This window comes from Aeromonas sp. FDAARGOS 1418 (assembly GCF_019048585.1).
Lineage (GTDB): Bacteria > Pseudomonadota > Gammaproteobacteria > Enterobacterales > Aeromonadaceae > Aeromonas > Aeromonas caviae.
The window spans coordinates 4,123,922-4,142,121 of record NZ_CP077387.1 but is presented as its reverse complement, the minus strand read 5'-3'; the positions used below and the strand labels follow the sequence as shown (position 1 = coordinate 4,142,121).

Here is an 18,200-nt window from a genome sequence, read left to right as displayed (position 1 = left end):
AAGTCCGAAAACCCAATAACGCATGGATGTGTATATGTTTGGGCTATTAAGTAAGGGATCCCTCGTCTCCATGGCGGGCATTGATTTTGGCAGTCAAACCATCAAGGCCGTCACCATCAGCGGACGTCCCGGCAAGGTGCACCTCGGTTCGGTTGCCGAGATCCCCATGCCAAGAGGAACGCTGGTCGACTATCAACTTCAGGACATTGAACGGGTCAGTCAGTCCCTCAAGTCGCTCAAGCGGCTCGTGCAAGGGGATTGCCAGAACGTGGCCACGGCCGTGACCGGTTCCAATGTCATCACCAAGATCATTCAGGTCGATACCAACATCAACGAGAGCGAGCTGGAGAACCAGGTTCACCTGGAGGCAGAGCAGCTCATCCCCTTTCCCCTCGATGAAGTGAGCCTGGATTTTGAAATCCTCGGGATGGCGGGCGACAACGGGCGTCAGGAGGTCCTGCTCAGTGCCGCGCGGACCGAGAGCGTCAGTGGCCGGGTCAGTGCCCTGACGGAGGCTGGCATGACGACCATGGTGGTGGATGTGGGGGCCCATGCGCTCGGACGCGCCGTGCTGGCCTGCCTGCCCGACCTGCAAACCTCGGAGAAACCGGTTGGCATCGTCGACATCGGTGCCAGCGCCCTGACTTTCGCCGCCCTGCTACGGGGCCAGGTCATCTATTCCCGGTTGCAGAATTTTGGTGGTGATCAATACAGCCAGGCATTGGCCTCTTTTTACAGCATGAGTATGGAAGAGGCGGAGCTGGCCAAGCTCCAGGGCTCCTTGCCTGCGGATTATGAGGTGGATGTCCTGTTGCCTCACCTCAGCACTCTGGTGTTGCAGATACGGCGCAACGTGCAGCTGTTTTGCAGCTCTTCGGGGAACAAGGAGCTCTCCAGGCTGGTGCTGACCGGAGGGGGGAGCCTGCTGCCGGGGCTGGCCGGACAAATCGGCAGCGAGCTCAACTGCGAGGTGCTGCATCCCGATCCCTTTGCACTCTTTGGCAAGCCGCAGGGAGAGGGGGGGCTGACTCATGGAGCCAAGTACATGACGGCGCTCGGGCTGGCACTGAGGAGCTTCACACCATGTCAAATATAAACCTTCTGCCCTGGCGGCAGGCTCGGGCGCAGCGTCAGAAGAAACAATTCGGTATCCTGTTCGGTCTGTTCCTGGCGGGGACGGCAGCCATCGCCTTTGCTGCAGACTGGCTGGTGCAGCAGCAGATCGGTTACCAGCAGCAGCGCAATCAGCGGTTGCAGCAAGAGATGGCAACCCTGGACACCCAGCTTGGGGAGATCAGGCTTCTCAAGGAGCGGCGCAAGGAGTTGATTGACCGCATGCAACTCATCGAGCAGTTGCAGATGCGCCGCAACATCCCTGTGCGTCTGTTCAATCAGCTGCCGGTGCTGGTCCCCAATGGGGTGTATCTTGATAGCCTTGCTCTGCAAAACAACAAGATAGACGTGAAGGGAAAGACCGAAGCCTATGGCAGGGTAGCCAGCATGATGCGCCGAATCGACGGTTCCGGCTGGCTGACACAATCCCAGCTCAGCACCATTTTCACGGCCGAGGTGGCCCCCATCGCCCTGAGCCAGTTCTCCATGATGTTCCAGATTGCCACGGCGCTACCCAACGTGGCTAAGGGGCAAAAATGAACCTGCAACAACTCAACGACCTGGATCTCAATGACATTGCCCGCTGGCCGCCGATCGCCAAGGGCATCTTTGTCTTCTTCTGCTGTGCTCTGCTTGGTGGGGCACTCTATTACTACGTGATTGCCAATTCCCTGGCGGCCCTGGGTCGTGAAGCCGCAAAAGAGACTGAGCTCAAGGGACAATTCGAGAGCAAGGCCATGCTGGCCGCGAACCTGGAAGCATACAGAAAGCAGATGGTCCAGCTGGAACATCTGGTCGACACCCAGCTCAAGCAGCTGCCCAACACCCACGAAGTCGCCGGTTTGCTGGATGACATCAGCTTCATTGCCACCGACAACGGTTTGACATTGAACAGGATCAACTGGGAGCCAGAGGTGAAACACGAGTTCTCCACCGAGCTGCCCATGCGCATCGAGGTCGTGGGCACCTATCACGAGCTTGGCAAGTTCACGGCGGACATGGCTGCTTTGCCGCGCATCGTGATCCTGGATTCTTTCCAGCTCAGCCAGGGGAAGGGCGGTGAGCTGATCGGTATGTCCATGCAGGCCAAGACCTACAAGTACAACGGCAAAACCGTGGAGAAAAAGCCATGAGCATGAGAGCGGGCGTACTTCTCTTGTCGGCACTGCTGTTGACGGCCTGTGGGGGACAGGAGGACATGGATGAGTATGTCAAACAGACAAAGGCCAGAAAGCCGGTACCGATCGAATCTTTGCCGGAGATAAAGCCCTTCTCTCCCATGGTCTATCAACGCAGCGATCAGCGTAGTCCGTTCATTGCACCCCAGCCGGAAACCAGTTCCAGGCTGGATGCCAAGGCCAAGCCGGACTGTGCCCAGATAGTGGCCAATCGGGAAAAGGAGGTGCTGGAACGCTACTCGCTTGCCAGCCTGAGCATGAAAGGCTCCATCGGCAAGCAGGGGCAGTTGTGGGCATTGATCAAAACCCCGGACGGGCAAGCCGTGCGCGTCGGGCTCAACCAGCACATGGGGCTGGATCAGGGCAGGGTCATCAAGATAACGAACACGCATGTTGACTTGATGGAGACGGTACCGGATGGCAAAGGATGCTGGGTCACCCGAGAAACCCAGCTGGCCATGGCCAATCTCGACGCAAAACTATGATCAGGGATGAGCAGAGATGAGAACAACAATAAGAAGGATGACCGGTGTGGCGCTGCTGTGGCTGGGCGGATGCACTCAGGTGTGGGCAGTACCCGCGTTGCAGGAGGTCAAGGTGAATCCCCTGCTGGCCGATCAACTCCTGTTGGAGCTCAGCTTCAGCGAACCGGTCAGCGGTTTTACGGACAGGTTGACCTATGAGCCCAATCAGCTACTGCTGCACGTACCCGGGGCCATCGGTGCCCTGACGGTCAATCCCCTGCCCATCAAGCAGCAAGGGGTGAACAACCTCCTGGTGGAGGGGAAGGGGCAGGGGCTCGACATCAAGATCGCCCTCGATCAGCTCACCCCCTATCAGGTCCATCAGCAGGGCAATAAATTGCTGGTGGCGCTGGGAGACAAGGCCGGGCAGCCGGTCGCTTCCTCGGCGGCGCCTGTTGCAGCCAGCCAGTCTGCGCTCGTCAGAAGCCAGCCGGTGACTCAGTCTGCATTGATTGACACCCAGCGAGTTGCCCAGAACCAGTCCCAGTATCAGGCTCAGCCTGCCGTGGCTTCCACACCTACTGTGGCTCCTTCGCCCGTTGCCCCCGGCAAGCCGGTGTTGTCCGTGTCTCAGGCAAACATGGGTGGCGCCTACTTCAACTCGGTCAAGGGCGTGGATTTTCGTCGTGGAAAGGAAGGTCAGGGGGAGTTCCTCGTGACGCTGGACAACAGTTCGGCGGCGGTGGATGTCAGCAGCCGTGGTCAGAAAGTGCTGGCCAAGTTCCACGGTACCCGGGTGCCTGATGATCAGCTCAACCTCATCAATGTGCAGGACTTTGCTACCCCTGTCTCCCAGGTGGAGGTGTTCCGCCAGGGCAATGACACCCTGTTCGAGCTCTCGGTGAACGGCCAGTTTGACTACCGTTACGATCAGGCCGACAAGATGTTCATCATCGAGGTGAAAAAACGGGTGGCCACCACGGCGGCGAAGCAGTACCAAGGCAAACCCATCTCATTGAACTTCCAGGATATTCCTGTTCGTACCGTGTTGCAGATCATCGCCGATTTCAACAATCTGAACCTGGTGACTACGGACTCGGTCTCCGGCAACATCACGCTGCGCCTCGATGGCGTGCCCTGGGAGCAGGCGCTGGACATCATCCTCAAGGTCAGAGGGCTGGACAAACGGCTGGATAACAACATCCTGCTGGTGGCACCGGCTGACGAGATTGCCGCTCGCGAGAAACAGCAGATGGAGAGCCGCAACCAGGTGGCGGATCTCGCTCCCCTCTACACCGAGTATCTGCAGATCAACTATGCCAAGGCATCGGAAGTGGCGGCCCTGCTCTCCTCCGAGAGTACCAAGCTGCTCTCCCCCAGAGGGGCGGTCAGCGTGGATGAACGTACCAACGTGCTGGTAGTCAAGGACACGGCGGATGTCATCAGCAACGTCAAGCGGATGCTGGATATCCTCGATATCCCGGTCAAGCAGGTGGTGATCGAGGCGCGCATGGTGACCATTGATGATGGTTTCGATGAGGCACTGGGGGTGCGCTGGGGTGTGACCAAGACGGATGGCCATGGCAACGGCACCTCGGGCACCATAGAGGGTAATGATGGCGCCGGAAACAATGATGGCAGTTCCACCATCACTCGCCCCAACGTAGAAGACAGACTCAACGTCAACCTGCCGGTGACCAACGCGGCCGGCACCCTGGCGTTCCAGGTTGCCCGTCTTGCCAATGGTACCCTGCTGGATCTTGAACTCTCGGCGCTGGAAAAGGAGAGCAAGGCCGAGATCATCGCCAGTCCGCGTGTCACCACGGCCAACCAGAAGCCGGCCCTGATCGAGCAGGGGACCGAGATCCCCTATGTGGAGTCCTCTTCGAGCGGGGCGACCTCGGTCACCTTCAAGAAGGCGGTGCTGAGCCTCAAGGTCACACCGCAGATCACCCCGGACAACAGGGTGATCCTGGACTTGACCGTGACTCAGGATACCAAGGGTGAAACCGTGCCGACCGGAACCGGGGATGCGGTGTCCATCAACGCCCAGTCCATCACCACCCAGGTGTTGGTCAACAACGGTGAAACTCTGGTGCTTGGCGGCATCTATCAACAGACCATCAAGAGCGATGTCAGCAAGGTGCCGCTGCTGGGAGATATCCCCGGGTTGGGCTATCTGTTCAAGAAAACCACCAGTGAAAACAAGAAGCGCGAACTGCTGATCTTCGTGACCCCGAGGATAGTGACCGACGCCCTCTGAAAACTTTACTTGTGAGAGTAAAACACATATAACCTTACGCCCCGATGAGGCTGGGGCGTAAGGGCTGCGGTTGCCAGTCCTGGTTTCTACTGAGATAATCCCCCTCCTGATCCATCGCAAGATAAGGTTCATAGGTACCCCGGTCGAGTGTTTACCGGGGCCATACAGTTTGTAATTACTAACGAAAAGACATGGCTGAGAAACGCAATATTTTCCTGATAGGTCCCATGGGTGCGGGCAAGAGCACCATAGGTAGACATCTGGCAGAACAACTGCACATGGAGTTTTTCGACTCAGATCATGAGATTGAGCGCCGCAGTGGTGCCGATATCGGCTGGGTGTTCGATGTTGAAGGCGAAGAAGGCTTCCGGATCCGCGAAGAGAAGGTGATCGGTGAGCTCGCCGAACAGCAGGGTATCGTGCTGGCAACGGGTGGCGGTGCCATCAAGAGCCGTGAAACCCGCAACAAACTCTCCGCACGCGGCATCGTGGTCTACCTCGAAACCACCATTGAAAAGCAATTGGCGCGCACCCAGAGAGACAAGCGTCGTCCCTTGCTGCAAACCGAAGAGCCGCCCCGTGAAGTGCTTGAGCGTCTTGCGCAAGAGCGCAACGCCCTGTACGAAGAGGTTGCCGATTTTGTCATCCAGACGGATGACCAGAGTGCCAAAGTTGTCGCTAATCAAATCGTCAAGTTGATTGGTATGTAATTCATTAGAGGACGTCCATGGAAAGGTTGAAGGTCGAACTGGGTGAACGCAGCTACCCGATAGAGATAGCTGCCGGTCTGCTGCAACGCCCCGAGGTACTGGCGCAGACGATCAAGGGCAAGCGGGTCATGATAGTGACCAATACCGTGGTCGCGCCCCTGTATCTTGAACAGATCATTCAGTTGCTGTCCGGTTTTCAGGTGGAACACCTGATCCTGCCCGATGGCGAGGCCTACAAAACCCTGGCGACCTTCGAGCGGATCATGTCTGCTCTGCTGGAAACCAGCCATGGTCGTGATACCACTCTGATCGCTCTGGGGGGCGGTGTGATAGGTGATGTTGTCGGCTTTGCTGCGGCAAGCTACCAACGAGGCATTCCGTTTATTCAGGTGCCTACCACGCTGCTCTCCCAGGTTGACTCTTCCGTCGGCGGCAAGACCGCCGTCAACCATCCCCTCGGCAAGAACATGGTGGGTGCCTTCTATCAGCCCAAGCATGTGATCATCGATACCGACTGCCTCAAGACCCTGCCTGCCCGGGAATTTGCCGCCGGCATGGCCGAGGTGATCAAATACGGCATCATCTGGGATGCCGCCTTCTTCTCCTGGCTCGAAACCAACATGACTCGCCTGCAGCGCCTCGACGGTGATGCACTCTCCTATGCCATTCGCCGCTGCTGCGAGATCAAGGCCGATGTGGTCGGTCAGGACGAGACCGAGCACGGCGTGCGCGCCTTGCTGAACCTGGGACATACCTTCGGCCATGCCATCGAGGCGGAGAAGGGTTATGGCAACTGGCTGCACGGTGAAGCCGTGGCGGCGGGAACCATGCTGGCGGCCGAGACGGCCCTGGCCCGTGGCGACATGACGGCGCAAGAGGTGGCACGAGTCCGCGATCTGCTGTTGGCCGCCGATTTGCCGGTCAAGGCACCGTCCGATATGGATTTTGCCGCCTTCATTCGCCATATGCGCCGTGACAAGAAGGTGCTGGAAGGCAAACTGAGGCTGGTGCTGCCGATCGGGATCGGACAGGCCCAGGTCGTGGCCGATGTGACAGACGAGCAATTGATGGCGGTGATCGAGTCTGGTCGTGACCACTAATAAATTGCTCAAGCTGCCTTCTCAGCGGCAGTTGGTTGACCGGCTGCTGCACCTGATCGAGTTCAACCACCCCTTTGTTTTTCTCTCCGGCAAGCCAGGCAGTGGCCGTGGCACCCTGTGCGAGTCGCTGCTTGCCCAACTGCCCGATGCGGTGCGGGTGGCCAGCCTCATCGGCAGCCCGTCCATGAAGATGGCGGATGTGCGCCAGCTGCTGTTGCAGCAGGTGGTGGCACGTCCCCTGTTCAACGCGCAGGATGCCCTGGCGGACAGCTTCTTTCGCATGGTGGGTGACAAGCCTGCCAGACTGCTGCTCATCATCGAACGTGCCGATACCTTACCTGCCGAGCTGGTGGGGGAGTTGTGGGCGCTCTGTCGTCACAACGATACCCTGGCATCTCCTCATAAACTGGCCATCCTGCTCTCGGGTGATGACGCCTGGTGTCGCAACCAGAAGGCGCTCCTCAAGGGACGAGCCATGCCAGCCCTCGAGCTGGAAGTCGCGCCACTGAGCGCTCCTGAGCAACGTATCTTCTTGTATGAGAAGGCCAAAGAGCTCAAGATCCCGACAGCCCTCTTGCCCAAGCCGAAAGTGGAAGAGATCCTGAATGGGGCGGGCGGACATCCGTCAGCCATCATGCAGTTACTGGAGGATACCATGACCGACAGAAGGCCCAAGAAACGTCAGGCCGAGTTGCCCGTCAAGAAGATAGCGATCGTGCTTGCCCTGTTGGCGGGCGGGTTGCTGGCCCTGAGCTATCTGCCCCTGTTCGACAGTGCAGGCCAGGACCCCGCCCAGGCACCGTCCCAGGGGACGGCGTTGCCCGATCCCGTCTCAAGCGATCCTGTGAACGTCGGTGCGGCGAGCGGGGCTTTGGGTACTCAGGCGAACAGTGGCGCCGCTGCCATCCCGTCAGGGAATCAGGTTGCCCGCGATTGGCAGTCCGATGCCAAGCCCTTGCCCAAGAAGGTCGAAAGCGAGACGGTCACCACGGAGTCAACCAACTATGAGGGGCGCCGGGTCGTCATCTCCGACGAAGTGGTCGAGAAATTGATGAACCAGCCGAACGTCAGCGGCGCCTTGCCCACGGCCGTGGTGGATGAGCTGGTGGGGAGCGGTTCCCGTGCGGTCCCGACCGGAACGACGGCCCAGGTCAAGAATCCGGCCCCGAGCAGTGTCCCGGCCCGGACAGAGGCTCAACCGGCCAGTGGCGCGCAGACAGCGCCGGTCGCAGCCCCAGCGGCCAAGGTGGCGTTGACGCCGGTGGCGATTCTCAACAAGAAGCCGAAGAATCACTACAGCATCCAGTTGATGGGGGCGAGCAACACCAAGGCGGTAGACAGCTTTGTGGCCGAGCATGGCTTGGCGGGCAAGGTGTGGGTCTACAAGACCCGCTTCCGTGGCAGTCCCTGGTATGTAGTGGTGCAGGGAGACTACGCCAGCAGTGCCCAGGCCAAGGCGGCCATTCGAAAGCTGTCGCCTGCCTTGCTCAAGGGACAACCCTGGCCCAAGTCATTCGCCCAGATACAAAAAGAATTGAAGCAATAGCCAGCCACCCGAAGAAGGGGGTAGAATCACCCCCCTTTTTTGGGCATAGCCTTGTCAACACCGGACTTCCATGAAAAAAACACGCGCGTTTTTAAAATGGGCCGGGGGAAAATACTCCCTGGTCGAAGAGATCGCCGAGCGTTTGCCGGCCGGGCGTGTGTTGCTGGAGCCCTTCGTCGGGGCGGGATCCGTGTTTCTCAACACGGATTACGACGCCTATGTGCTCAACGACATCAATCCGGATCTCATTGGCCTCTACAACCACCTCAAGCAGCAGCCGGACAGCTTCATCAGCGAGGCCCGCAAGCTGTTCGTGGCCGAGCACAACCACAAGACCGCCTATTATCGGCTCCGTACCCAGTTCAACCAGACCGCGGCCGGGTTTGAACGGGCTCAGTTGTTCCTGTTTTTGAATCGCCATGGTTTCAACGGCTTGTGCCGTTACAACAAGAAGGGGGGGTTCAACGTTCCCTTCGGTTCCTACAAGAAACCCTACTTCCCGGAGAAAGAGCTGTGGGCCTTTGCCGAGAAGGCGCAGAAGGCGACGTTCATCTGTGAAAGCTATGCCGACGCCATGGCCCGTGCAGAAGAAGACTGGGTGATCTACTGCGATCCGCCCTATGCCCCCCTCTCCACCACGGCGAGTTTCACCACCTATTCGGCAGGCGGTTTCACCCTGGACGATCAGGCGCTGCTGGCCAGGCTGGCTCGCCACACCGCCGCCCATAAAGGGGTGCCCGTGCTCATCAGCAACCATGACATCGAGTTGACCCGCGAGCTCTATCGTGGCGCCCGGCTCGACGAGATCCTGGTCAAGCGCACCATCAGCCGCAACGGCGGTGGTCGCAACAAGGTGGCCGAGCTGCTGGCGCTCTATCCCCCCGGCATCGAGCCCGAACAGGGCTATTATCCCGGTGAGGCGGAGCTGGTTGCCGTCGGCTGAGTGAACAACGGTCCCTGAGGGGGCCGTTGTCATTTCTGATGCTGCCGCTGGCATTCCGTGAGCCGCGCCTGGCATCGTTTGCCAGCCATGGTGCCGGAGCGGCGTGTTCTGTAGATGCGGGTCGTTTTCATCGCCCTTTTGCGATAAAATTGCGCCGTTTTTTCTGCCACGCTGCCAATGGATGACGCTGATGAAAGACTTTCTGATTGCCCCCTCTATCCTCTCCGCCGACTTTGCCCGTCTGGGTGAGGATGTGGCCAAGGTGCTGGCCGCCGGGGCCGACGTGGTCCATTTCGATGTGATGGACAACCATTATGTCCCCAACCTGACCATAGGCCCCATGGTCTGTCAGGCGCTGCGCGATTACGGCATCGAAGCGCTCATCGACGTGCACCTGATGGTCAAGCCGGTGGATCGCATCGTGCCTGATTTTGCCAAGGCCGGTGCCAGTCTGATCACCTTCCACCCGGAAGCCTCCGATCACGTGGATCGCACCCTGAGCCTCATCAAGGAGCAGGGTTGCCAGGCTGGTCTGGTGCTGAACCCCGCGACCCCGCTCACCTGCCTGGAGTACGTGATGGACAAGCTGGACGTGATCCTGCTGATGTCGGTCAACCCGGGCTTTGGCGGTCAAAGCTTCATCCCCGGCACCCTCGACAAGCTGCGCCAGGTGCGCCGCCTGATCGACGAGAGCGGCCGCGACATTCGCCTGGAAATCGATGGCGGGGTCAAGGTCGACAACATTCGCGAGATTGCCGAGGCGGGTGCCGACATGTTCGTGGCGGGCTCTGCCATCTTCGGCAAGCCGGATTACAAGGCGGTGATCGACCAGATGCGCGCGGAGCTTGCCCATGTCCGTCGCTGATCGCCCCTTTGACCTGGTGCTGTTCGATCTGGATGGCACCCTGATTGACAGCGCCCCGCAACTGGCGCTGGCGGTCAACCGTACCCTGGCGGATCTGGGGTTGGCCGAGGCCGACGAGTCCGTGGTGCGTACCTGGGTCGGCAACGGCGCCGACAAGCTGATCCAGCGGGCTCTCGATTACCGCGACGCCCCGGAGCAGTTTGCCAAGGCCCGCCCCCTGTTCGACCGTCACTATCAGGCCTGTCTGCTGGAAGGCCTGGCCATGTATGACGGAGTGGCCCGGAGCCTGCGCCGTCTGCAGGGGCTGGGTTACCAGCAGGCAGTGGTGACCAACAAACCGAGTCACTTCGTGCAGCCCATTCTGGAGGCCCTCGGCATCAGCGACTGTTTCGCACTCTGGCTCGGGGGCAACTGCGTACCCGTCAAGAAACCGAGCCCGGAGCCGCTGTTGCACGCCTGCCACGAGCTGGGTGTCAGCCCGTCCCGCACCCTGATGGTGGGGGATTCCGAAAATGACGTGCTGGCCGCCCAGGCCGCCGGCATGAAGGTGGTGGGGCTCACCTATGGCTACAACTATGGCCGCCCTATCGCAGACTCCCGCCCCGACTGGGTTTGCGAGCAGTTTGCCGAACTCGACGCCCTGCTGGTCTGATCCAGACCGGGCTGGCGGATAACAAGGATTACTACTCTGATGACTAAACCAATCGTATTGAGCGGTGCCCAACCCTCGGGCCAGCTGACCATCGGCAACTACATGGGGGCCCTGCGTCAGTGGGTCAGCATGCAGGATGACTTCGACTGCCTCTATTGCATCGTCGATCTGCACGCCATCACCACCCGCCAGGATCCGGCCGCCTTGCGCAAGGCGTGCCTCGACGCAGCCGCCCTCTATCTGGCGGTGGGCATCGACCCGGCCAAGAGCACCGTCTTCATCCAGTCCCACGTGCCCCAGCACGCCGAGCTCGGCTGGATCCTGAACTGCTACACCCAGATGGGCGAGCTGTCGCGCATGACCCAGTTCAAGGACAAGTCCGCCCGATTCGAGAACAACGTCAACGTCGGCCTGTTCGGTTATCCGGTGCTGATGGCGGCCGACATTCTGCTTTATCAGGCCAATCAGGTGCCGGTGGGTAATGACCAGAAGCAGCATCTGGAGCTGACCCGCGACATCTGCACCCGCTTCAACAACCTCTATGGCGAAGTCTTCACCCTGCCGGAACCCTTCATTCCGACCGAAGGGGCCAGGGTGATGAGCCTGCAGGACCCGACCAAGAAGATGTCCAAGTCCGACGACAACGAGGCCAACTTCATCGGCCTGCTGGAAGATCCCAAGCAGATCGTCAAGAAGATCAAGCGGGCGATGACCGACTCCGACGAGCCGGCCGTGGTGCGTTTTGATCCCGAAAACAAGCCGGGGGTCTCCAATCTGCTGACCCTGATGTCCGGTGTGACCGGCCGCTCCATCCCGGAGCTGGAGCAGCACTTCGAAGGCAAGATGTACGGCCACCTCAAGAGTGAAACGGCCGATGCCGTGGTCGCCTTGCTGGAACCCATCCAAGCGCGCTTCCGCGAGCTGCGTCAGGATGAGGCCCATCTGCAGGCCATTTTGGCGGCTGGCGCACAAAAGGCGCGTGAAAGGGCTGAAAAAACCCTGATCAGCGTATATGATGTCGTCGGCTTCGTTCCTCGAGCCTGACATACTGGGAAGGTGTAGTAGAAGAGAGCTGGGTGGATGCCTGGCTTTCTTTGTTTTACACCTTCCGGTTTGTCGCAACCTCCCCAATGTCAAACACGGGCTTTGCCCCAAGAGAAAGCATGTCTGTCGAATCACAAACCCTGAGTGAAGAGTTGGGTGACAAGGGTCACTGGCTGCGCAAGTTTCGCAAGGCCAAGAGCCTCAATACCTTGCAGTTGATGGTCTCCAACGCCATCGACAAGCACCACAAGACCCCGGCCATCGCGGCTGCCATCTATCTGGCCGAGTGCCAGCGGGAACGGGAACTGGAACAGGGCCGTTATCTGGACCGCTGAGGTCCGTTGTCAGCCCTTGCCAAGGTGACTCCTTCCCATCTGCCTGTCACGACCTGTGCCCTTTTCCCGGTCGCCTCCCGTCTCTTTTACCTTGCCATCCTGACATGGAGCGGCTGATGCTGCCCGATCGGGGACAGGCCCACCGCCGGGTGGGGTCGACAGGCCTGGATCGCCATTGAAGAGCGGACAGACTGCACAGCAGGTGAGGTGATCGCCGGTTTATTAACGCAATGAGACATGCCAGAATGCGCGGCGTTTGTCTGCCCGCGCTCGCAACGGGCTGTCCGATCACCGTCTCTGTCTTATTCCCAGGGTGTTTGCATGCTGCTACTCATCGACAACTACGACTCTTTTACCTGGAACCTGGTGCAATACTTCGGCGCTCTGGGGCAAGAGGTGGTGGTCAGGCGCAACGATGAGCTGAGCCTGGAGGAGATAGCCCGGCTTGCCCCCCGCCATCTGGTGATCTCTCCCGGCCCCTGCACGCCAAACGAGGCGGGCATCTCTTTGGCCGCCATCTCCCGTTTTGCCGGCGAGATCCCCATCCTCGGCGTCTGTCTTGGCCATCAGTCGCTGGCACAGGCCTTTGGTGCCCGGGTGGTGCGTGCCCGTCAGGTGATGCACGGCAAGACATCTCTCATCCGTCACAAAGGGGAGGGGGTGTTCAAGGGGCTCAACAACCCGCTGCGGGTGACCCGCTATCATTCTCTGGTGGTGGAGGCGGCGTCGCTCCCCGACTGTTTCGAGGTCACCGCCTGGAGCGAACATGCCGACGGCAGCCCGGACGAGATCATGGGGCTGCGGCATAAAACGCTGGCGCTGGAGGGAGTGCAGTTCCATCCGGAGAGTATTCTGAGCGAACAGGGGCACCAGTTGCTGGCCAACTTTTTGGCCGTTTCCTGAAAAAATTGCGATGTCTGTCTCAAAACCGTCATGAGGCAAAAAAAAATTTCCCTGAGACTTTATTCACCCTCCTCCCTGTCCAAATTATCTCTTGCCAACACCCCCTGAGCCGTTATGCAATGCGGTTGCCTAAAATCTCAAAGGCAATCGAACATTGTTCCTTATAGGCGGTTAAGTTACAGACTTTTTACTTTTTTTCTGTGATAATTCCGCCACGTTTACACGGATTTAACTTTTGGGCGGTGGATTATTCTGCCGCGAGATAGCAGGAGAGCAATATGTCAGAGTTGTTGGCAGTGACACGTGAAGTGTTTGATGAAGTGATGGTTCCCAACTATGCGCCGGCTAAAATCATCCCGGTGCGCGGCGAGGGGTCACGTGTCTGGGATCAGGAAGGCCGCGAGTATGTGGATTTCGCGGGCGGGATCGCGGTCAATGGCCTGGGCCATTGTCATCCCAAACTGGTCGAGGCCCTGAAATCCCAGGGTGAGAAGCTGTGGCACCTCTCCAACGTGATGACCAACGAGCCGGCCCTGCGCCTGGCCAAGAAACTGGTCGCCGCCACCTTCGCCGAGAAGGTCTATTTCTGCAACTCCGGCGCCGAAGCGAACGAAGCGGCCCTCAAGCTGGCCCGCCGCTACGCCATCGAGAAGTTCGGGGCCCACAAGACCCAGATCATCGCCTTCCACCAGGGCTTCCACGGCCGTACCTTCTTTACCGTCAGCGTCGGCGGCCAGGCTGCCTACTCCGATGGCTTCGGTCCCAAGCCTGCCGACATCACCCACGTCGCCTACAACAACCTGGAGGAGCTGGCTGCCGTCATCTCCGACAACACCTGCGCCGTGGTGATGGAGCCGCTGCAGGGCGAGGGTGGCATCATCAGCCCCACCGACGAGTTTGCCAAGGGGGTGCGCGAGCTGTGCGACAAGCACAACGCCCTGCTGGTTTATGACGAGGTGCAATCCGGTGTCGGTCGTACCGGCGAGCTGTTTGCCTACATGGGTCTGGGCATCACCCCGGACATCCTCACCAGCGCCAAGGCGCTGGGCGGCGGCTTCCCCATCGGGGCCATGCTGACCACCACCGAGATCGCCTCCCACCTGAAAGTGGGCACTCACGGCTCCACCTACGGCGGCAACCCGCTGGCGTGTGCCGTGGCCGAGGCGGTGATCGACGTGGTCAACACCCCGGAAGTGCTGAGCGGTATCAAGCAGCGCGAGCAGCTGTTCCGCGAAGGGCTGGAAGCCATCAACGCCAAGTACCACTGCTTCAGCGAAGTGCGCGGCAAGGGCCTGCTGCTGGGCGCCGTGCTCAACGATGACTTCAAGGGCCGCTCCCGCGACTTCCTGCTGGCCTCCATCGATCAGGGCCTGATGGCGCTGGTTGCCGGTACCAACGTTGTGCGTTTTGCCCCCTCCCTGGTGATCCCGGAAGCGGACATCAAGGAAGGGCTGGCACGGTTCGAGAAAGCGGTCGCTCAGGTGGTCAACGCCTGATCCAAATTGAGGTGGGGAGCCCTCCCGGCAGGAGCCGGGACCCCACCTGTCGTCAATGAAAGGGAGTTGTCATTTATGTTGGTTATCCGTCCTATCGAGCAGCGCGACTTCGCCGGCCTCAAGACCTGTGCCATCGAATCCGGCACCGGCATGACATCCTTGCCGGTCAACGACGAGCTGCTGCAACGCAAGATCGATGCCTCGACCCAGACCTTCCTGGACAAGCCCGCCGGCAAGGGCGAGTGCCTCTATTTCTTCGTGGCCGAGGATCTGGAGACCGGGGAGATGGTCGGTACCTGCGCCATCGACGCGGCGGTCGGCCTGTCCCAGGCGTTCTACAACTATCACATCGGCAAGGTGGTGCACTCCTCCCCCAAGCTCGGCATCTACAATGTCGTGGAAACCCTCACCCTCTCCAACGACTACACCGGCAATTCCGAGCTCTGCACCCTGTTTCTGCGTGAATGCGCCCGCGAGGGGCTCAACGGCCGTCTGCTCTCCAAGCACCGTTTCCTGTTCATGGCCGAACACCCCGAGCTGTTTGACAGTACCGTCTTTGCCGAGATGCGTGGTGTCTCCGATGGCAACGGCCACAGCCCCTTCTACGAGTGGCTGCAAAAACATTTCTTCTCGATGGATTTTCCCACCGTCGACTATCTGACCGGCATCGGCAAGAAGCGCTTCATCGCCGAGCTGATGCCCAAGTACCCCATCTACGTCAATCTGCTGAGCAACGAGGCGCGCGCCGTTATCGGCAAGACCCACGAAAAGACCCGGCCTGCCCTCAAGATGCTGCAGGATGAGGGGTTCGTGAATCGCGGTTATGTCGACATCTTCGACGCCGGCCCCACCGTCGAATGCGAGGTGAAGAACATTCGCAGCGTGCGCCGCAGCCAGAAGCTGGCGGTGCTGGTGGGTGAGCCCATCGGCGGCCATACCTACCTCATCTGCAACACCAGATTCGAGCAATACCGCGCCTGCTACGGCAACATCCGGGTCGATCTGGACAAGCACGAAGCCATCATTCCGCCCAAGATGGCGGCCGCCCTCAAGGTGGAAAATGGCGACATGGTGCGCGTCGTCGATCTGGATTGACCCGCCCCGCAGCACAGCATTGAGACAGGCTGCCGAGGCGGCCTGCGTACCCACAGGGAGTGAATTGATGATGTCTTTAGTCCAGTTTATCGATGGCCAGTGGCTGGCCGGTGAAGGCAAGCCGTTCGAATCCATCGACCCGGCCAAAAACGAGGTGATCTGGCGTGGTGAGGCGGCAAGCCAGTCCCAGGTGGATGCGGCCGTCAAGGCGGCCCGCACGGCCTTCTACCATTGGTCCGATCTGGCCCTTGAAGAGCGCCTTGCCATCGTGCGCCGCTATGCCGACCTGCTCGGCGAGCACAAGGAGGCGCTGGCCCTGACCATAGCCCGTGAAACCGGCAAGCCCCTGTGGGAGACCCGCACCGAAGTGGCGGCCATGCAGGGCAAGATTGCCATCTCCATCCGTGCCCATGACGAGCGCACCGGCACGGTGGAAAACCCCATGCCGGGCGCCAAGGCGTTCGTGCGCCACAAGCCCCATGGCGTCGTGGCCGTGTTCGGCCCCTACAACTTCCCGGGCCACCTGCCCAACGGCCACATTGTGCCGGCGCTCATCGCCGGCAATGCGGTCGTGTTCAAGCCTTCCGAGCTGACCCCCATGGTGGCTGAAGCCATGGTCAAGGTGTGGCAGGAGGCGGGGCTGCCCAAGGGGGTGCTCAACCTGGTGCAGGGGGAGGTCGACACCGGCAAGGCGCTGGCCGGCAACCCGGACATCGACGGCCTCTTCTTCACCGGCTCCTCCCGTACCGGCCACTTCCTGCATCAGCAGTTTGCCGGCCAGCCGGGCAAGATCCTGGCACTGGAGATGGGTGGCAACAACCCGCTGATCGTGAAAGATGTGAGCGACGTCGACGGCGCCGTTCATGCCATCGTGCAATCTGCCTTCATTACCTCCGGCCAGCGCTGCACCTGCTCGCGCCGTCTGTTTGTCGAGCGCGGCGAGCGGGGCGATGCCCTGGTCAAGCGCCTGGTGGAGGTGGTCGGCCAGATCAAGGTCGGCCTCTATGACGCCGCCGAGCAGCCGTTCATGGGCGCCATGATCAGCGAGAAGGCCGCACTCGGCATGGTCGAGGCGCAAGCCAACCTGCAGCGCCTCGGTGGTGAAAGCCTGCTTGCCCTCAACCACCTGGAAGCGGGCACCGGCTTTGTCTCCCCGGGCATCATAGACGTGACCGCGGTCAGTGCGCTGCCGGATGAAGAGTACTTCGGCCCGCTGCTGCAGCTCATTCGCTACGACGACTTCGATGCGGCCATCGAGAAGGCGAACGCCACCAGTTTCGGTCTCTCGGCCGGCCTGCTCGGTGACAACGAAGCGGACTGGAACCACTTCTTCAAGCGCATCCGTGCCGGTATCGTCAACTGGAACAAGCCCATTACCGGCGCCTCCAGTGCCGCCCCCTTCGGCGGCATCGGTGCCTCCGGCAACCACAGAGCGAGCGCCTACTATGCCGCCGACTACTGTGCTTACCCGGTCGCCTCCGTCGAAGACAGCAAGGCTGCTATGCCGGATCAGCTGTCTCCCGGTCTGACCTTCTGATAACAAGAAAATAAAAGAGGGGCACTGAACAGGTGCCCCTGTCTGTACCCGCAATCAAAGGAAAGAGAGATGCAAAAGGATATCGACACCCTGTTTGGCCATCTGTGGGACAACTACATTCAGGTCACCCCCAGTGCTCACAAGGTTCATCAACTGCTGGGCGGCGGTGCCCCCATCATCAACGATCACGTGGCGTTTCGGACCTACAACCTGCCCAAGCTCGGTCTCGAGAAACTGGCGGCCCACTTCCGCGCCCTGGGGTATGAAGAGAAGGGCGAGTATGTATTCAAGGCCAAGAAGCTCTATGCCAAACACTTCGAGCATAAAGATCCTGATGCGCCCAAGGTGTTCATCAGCGAGCTGAAGGTGGAAGAGCTCTCCGAAGGTGCCCAGGCCATCATCCACAAGCTGGTGGATCAGGTACCCGATCACCTCACCGACACCCCGGCCTTCCTCTACGCCGGCGCGCCCTGGCAGGTCTCTCACACCGATTACCAGACCCTGCTGGCAGAGAGCGAGTATGCCGCCTGGATGGCCGCCTGGGGTTATCGTGCCAACCACTTCACAGTCAACATCAACCGCCTGAAGGACTTCGACACCATCCAGCAGGTGAATGCGGCGCTCAAGGCGGCAGGCTTCGTGCTCAACGCCGTTGGCGGCGAGGTGAAGGGCGATCCCGAGGTGATGCTGGAGCAATCCTCCACCATGGCAGACAAGGCCGAGGTGCCCTTCAGCGACGGCGTGCGCACCATCCCGAGCTGCTTTTACGAGTTTGCCCTGCGCTATCCGCAGGCCGACGGCGTGCTCTACCCTGGCTTCGTCGAAGCGTCGGCCGACAAGATCTTCGAATCCACCAACGCCATGTAATGGCCGCCATGAAAACAACGCCCCGCCTGGGGCGTTTTTATTTTGGATTAAATACGGTCAAATTATTGCTGTGGTGTAGTGCCCTGTCG

The 18,200-nt window shown here is 60.0% G+C and carries 18 protein-coding genes; all 18 read left to right on the top strand.

Annotated features, from left to right (window positions below):
• Positions 1-34 precede the first annotated feature (34 nt).
• The 18 genes from tapM (at position 35) to I6L48_RS19270 (ending at position 18,111) form a co-directional block, all read left to right on the top strand.
• On the top strand, positions 35-1,096 hold the full coding sequence (gene tapM, locus I6L48_RS19355; RefSeq protein WP_164882057.1) for a PilM family type IVa pilus assembly protein TapM: 1,062 nt from the start codon (positions 35-37) through the stop codon (positions 1,094-1,096).
• Positions 1,084-1,653: a PilN family type IV pilus biogenesis protein TapN gene (gene tapN / locus I6L48_RS19350; protein ID WP_039039579.1), complete on the top strand. Its 570-nt coding sequence runs from the start codon at positions 1,084-1,086 to the stop codon at positions 1,651-1,653. Before tapM ends, tapN begins: the two co-directional genes overlap by 13 nt.
• Complete coding sequence (gene tapO, locus I6L48_RS19345; RefSeq protein WP_041212566.1) at positions 1,650-2,246, top strand: PilO family type IV pilus biogenesis protein TapO; 597 nt, start codon at positions 1,650-1,652, stop codon at positions 2,244-2,246. The genes tapN and tapO overlap by 4 nt, the downstream gene beginning before the upstream one ends.
• A gap of 2 nt (positions 2,247-2,248) precedes the next feature.
• The gene (locus tag I6L48_RS19340) at positions 2,249-2,776 is read left to right on the top strand and encodes a pilus assembly protein PilP (protein WP_029314119.1); all 528 of its coding nucleotides are present in this window, start codon (positions 2,249-2,251) and stop codon (positions 2,774-2,776) included.
• A 16-nt stretch (positions 2,777-2,792) separates the two neighbouring features.
• On the top strand, positions 2,793-5,018 hold the full coding sequence (locus tag I6L48_RS19335; RefSeq protein ID WP_216987614.1) for a type IV pilus secretin PilQ: 2,226 nt from the start codon (positions 2,793-2,795) through the stop codon (positions 5,016-5,018).
• Positions 5,019-5,209: 191 nt separating this feature from the next.
• On the top strand, positions 5,210-5,728 hold the full coding sequence (aroK, locus tag I6L48_RS19330; RefSeq protein ID WP_010673824.1) for a shikimate kinase AroK: 519 nt from the start codon (positions 5,210-5,212) through the stop codon (positions 5,726-5,728).
• A gap of 17 nt (positions 5,729-5,745) precedes the next feature.
• Positions 5,746-6,828, top strand: coding sequence for a 3-dehydroquinate synthase (gene aroB / locus I6L48_RS19325; RefSeq protein WP_039039582.1), 1,083 nt, complete (start codon positions 5,746-5,748; stop codon positions 6,826-6,828).
• The gene (locus I6L48_RS19320; RefSeq protein WP_041215625.1) at positions 6,818-8,374 is read left to right on the top strand and encodes an SPOR domain-containing protein; all 1,557 of its coding nucleotides are present in this window, start codon (positions 6,818-6,820) and stop codon (positions 8,372-8,374) included. The genes aroB and I6L48_RS19320 overlap by 11 nt, the downstream gene beginning before the upstream one ends.
• A 70-nt stretch (positions 8,375-8,444) precedes the next feature.
• On the top strand, positions 8,445-9,317 hold the full coding sequence (locus I6L48_RS19315) for a Dam family site-specific DNA-(adenine-N6)-methyltransferase (protein ID WP_029314124.1): 873 nt from the start codon (positions 8,445-8,447) through the stop codon (positions 9,315-9,317).
• A 190-nt stretch (positions 9,318-9,507) separates the two neighbouring features.
• Positions 9,508-10,182, top strand: coding sequence for a ribulose-phosphate 3-epimerase (gene rpe / locus I6L48_RS19310; protein WP_216987613.1), 675 nt, complete (start codon positions 9,508-9,510; stop codon positions 10,180-10,182).
• A complete protein-coding gene (locus tag I6L48_RS19305) occupies positions 10,169-10,834 on the top strand; it encodes a phosphoglycolate phosphatase (RefSeq protein WP_052814888.1) in 666 nt (221 codons plus the stop codon). Before rpe ends, I6L48_RS19305 begins: the two co-directional genes overlap by 14 nt.
• Before the next feature lie 39 nt (positions 10,835-10,873).
• Positions 10,874-11,878: a tryptophan--tRNA ligase gene (trpS, locus tag I6L48_RS19300; RefSeq protein WP_010673830.1), complete on the top strand. Its 1,005-nt coding sequence runs from the start codon at positions 10,874-10,876 to the stop codon at positions 11,876-11,878.
• 119 nt (positions 11,879-11,997) lie between these two features.
• Entirely contained in the window at positions 11,998-12,213 is a 216-nt protein-coding gene (locus tag I6L48_RS19295) for a hypothetical protein (RefSeq protein ID WP_010673831.1), read from the top strand.
• A 321-nt stretch (positions 12,214-12,534) separates the two neighbouring features.
• Entirely contained in the window at positions 12,535-13,116 is a 582-nt protein-coding gene (locus I6L48_RS19290) for an aminodeoxychorismate synthase component II (protein WP_041212570.1), read from the top strand.
• Positions 13,117-13,394: 278 nt separating this feature from the next.
• Positions 13,395-14,612: an aspartate aminotransferase family protein gene (locus tag I6L48_RS19285; protein ID WP_041212571.1), complete on the top strand. Its 1,218-nt coding sequence runs from the start codon at positions 13,395-13,397 to the stop codon at positions 14,610-14,612.
• 75 nt (positions 14,613-14,687) lie between these two features.
• Positions 14,688-15,707 (top strand): arginine N-succinyltransferase, encoded by a 1,020-nt coding sequence (astA, locus tag I6L48_RS19280; RefSeq protein WP_039039587.1) that lies wholly within the window; start codon positions 14,688-14,690, stop codon positions 15,705-15,707.
• Positions 15,708-15,774: 67 nt separating this feature from the next.
• Entirely contained in the window at positions 15,775-17,244 is a 1,470-nt protein-coding gene (gene astD, locus I6L48_RS19275; protein ID WP_216987612.1) for a succinylglutamate-semialdehyde dehydrogenase, read from the top strand.
• Between the two features lie 69 nt (positions 17,245-17,313).
• Positions 17,314-18,111: a DUF1338 domain-containing protein gene (locus I6L48_RS19270; RefSeq protein ID WP_202007323.1), complete on the top strand. Its 798-nt coding sequence runs from the start codon at positions 17,314-17,316 to the stop codon at positions 18,109-18,111.
• Positions 18,112-18,200 lie beyond the last annotated feature (89 nt).

Coding starts and splice junctions, on each gene's coding strand:
- I6L48_RS19340 (WP_029314119.1), top strand. CDS start 2,249: ATGAGAGCGGGCGTACTTCTCTTGTCGGCACTGCTGTTGACGGCCTGT.
- aroB (WP_039039582.1), top strand. CDS start 5,746: ATGGAAAGGTTGAAGGTCGAACTGGGTGAACGCAGCTACCCGATAGAG.
- I6L48_RS19290 (WP_041212570.1), top strand. CDS start 12,535: ATGCTGCTACTCATCGACAACTACGACTCTTTTACCTGGAACCTGGTG.
- I6L48_RS19295 (WP_010673831.1), top strand. CDS start 11,998: ATGTCTGTCGAATCACAAACCCTGAGTGAAGAGTTGGGTGACAAGGGT.
- trpS (WP_010673830.1), top strand. CDS start 10,874: ATGACTAAACCAATCGTATTGAGCGGTGCCCAACCCTCGGGCCAGCTG.
- I6L48_RS19285 (WP_041212571.1), top strand. CDS start 13,395: ATGTCAGAGTTGTTGGCAGTGACACGTGAAGTGTTTGATGAAGTGATG.
- I6L48_RS19305 (WP_052814888.1), top strand. CDS start 10,169: ATGTCCGTCGCTGATCGCCCCTTTGACCTGGTGCTGTTCGATCTGGAT.
- tapO (WP_041212566.1), top strand. CDS start 1,650: ATGAACCTGCAACAACTCAACGACCTGGATCTCAATGACATTGCCCGC.
- tapM (WP_164882057.1), top strand. CDS start 35: ATGTTTGGGCTATTAAGTAAGGGATCCCTCGTCTCCATGGCGGGCATT.
- astA (WP_039039587.1), top strand. CDS start 14,688: ATGTTGGTTATCCGTCCTATCGAGCAGCGCGACTTCGCCGGCCTCAAG.
- I6L48_RS19335 (WP_216987614.1), top strand. CDS start 2,793: ATGAGAACAACAATAAGAAGGATGACCGGTGTGGCGCTGCTGTGGCTG.
- rpe (WP_216987613.1), top strand. CDS start 9,508: ATGAAAGACTTTCTGATTGCCCCCTCTATCCTCTCCGCCGACTTTGCC.
- I6L48_RS19270 (WP_202007323.1), top strand. CDS start 17,314: ATGCAAAAGGATATCGACACCCTGTTTGGCCATCTGTGGGACAACTAC.
- I6L48_RS19315 (WP_029314124.1), top strand. CDS start 8,445: ATGAAAAAAACACGCGCGTTTTTAAAATGGGCCGGGGGAAAATACTCC.
- aroK (WP_010673824.1), top strand. CDS start 5,210: ATGGCTGAGAAACGCAATATTTTCCTGATAGGTCCCATGGGTGCGGGC.
- astD (WP_216987612.1), top strand. CDS start 15,775: ATGATGTCTTTAGTCCAGTTTATCGATGGCCAGTGGCTGGCCGGTGAA.
- tapN (WP_039039579.1), top strand. CDS start 1,084: ATGTCAAATATAAACCTTCTGCCCTGGCGGCAGGCTCGGGCGCAGCGT.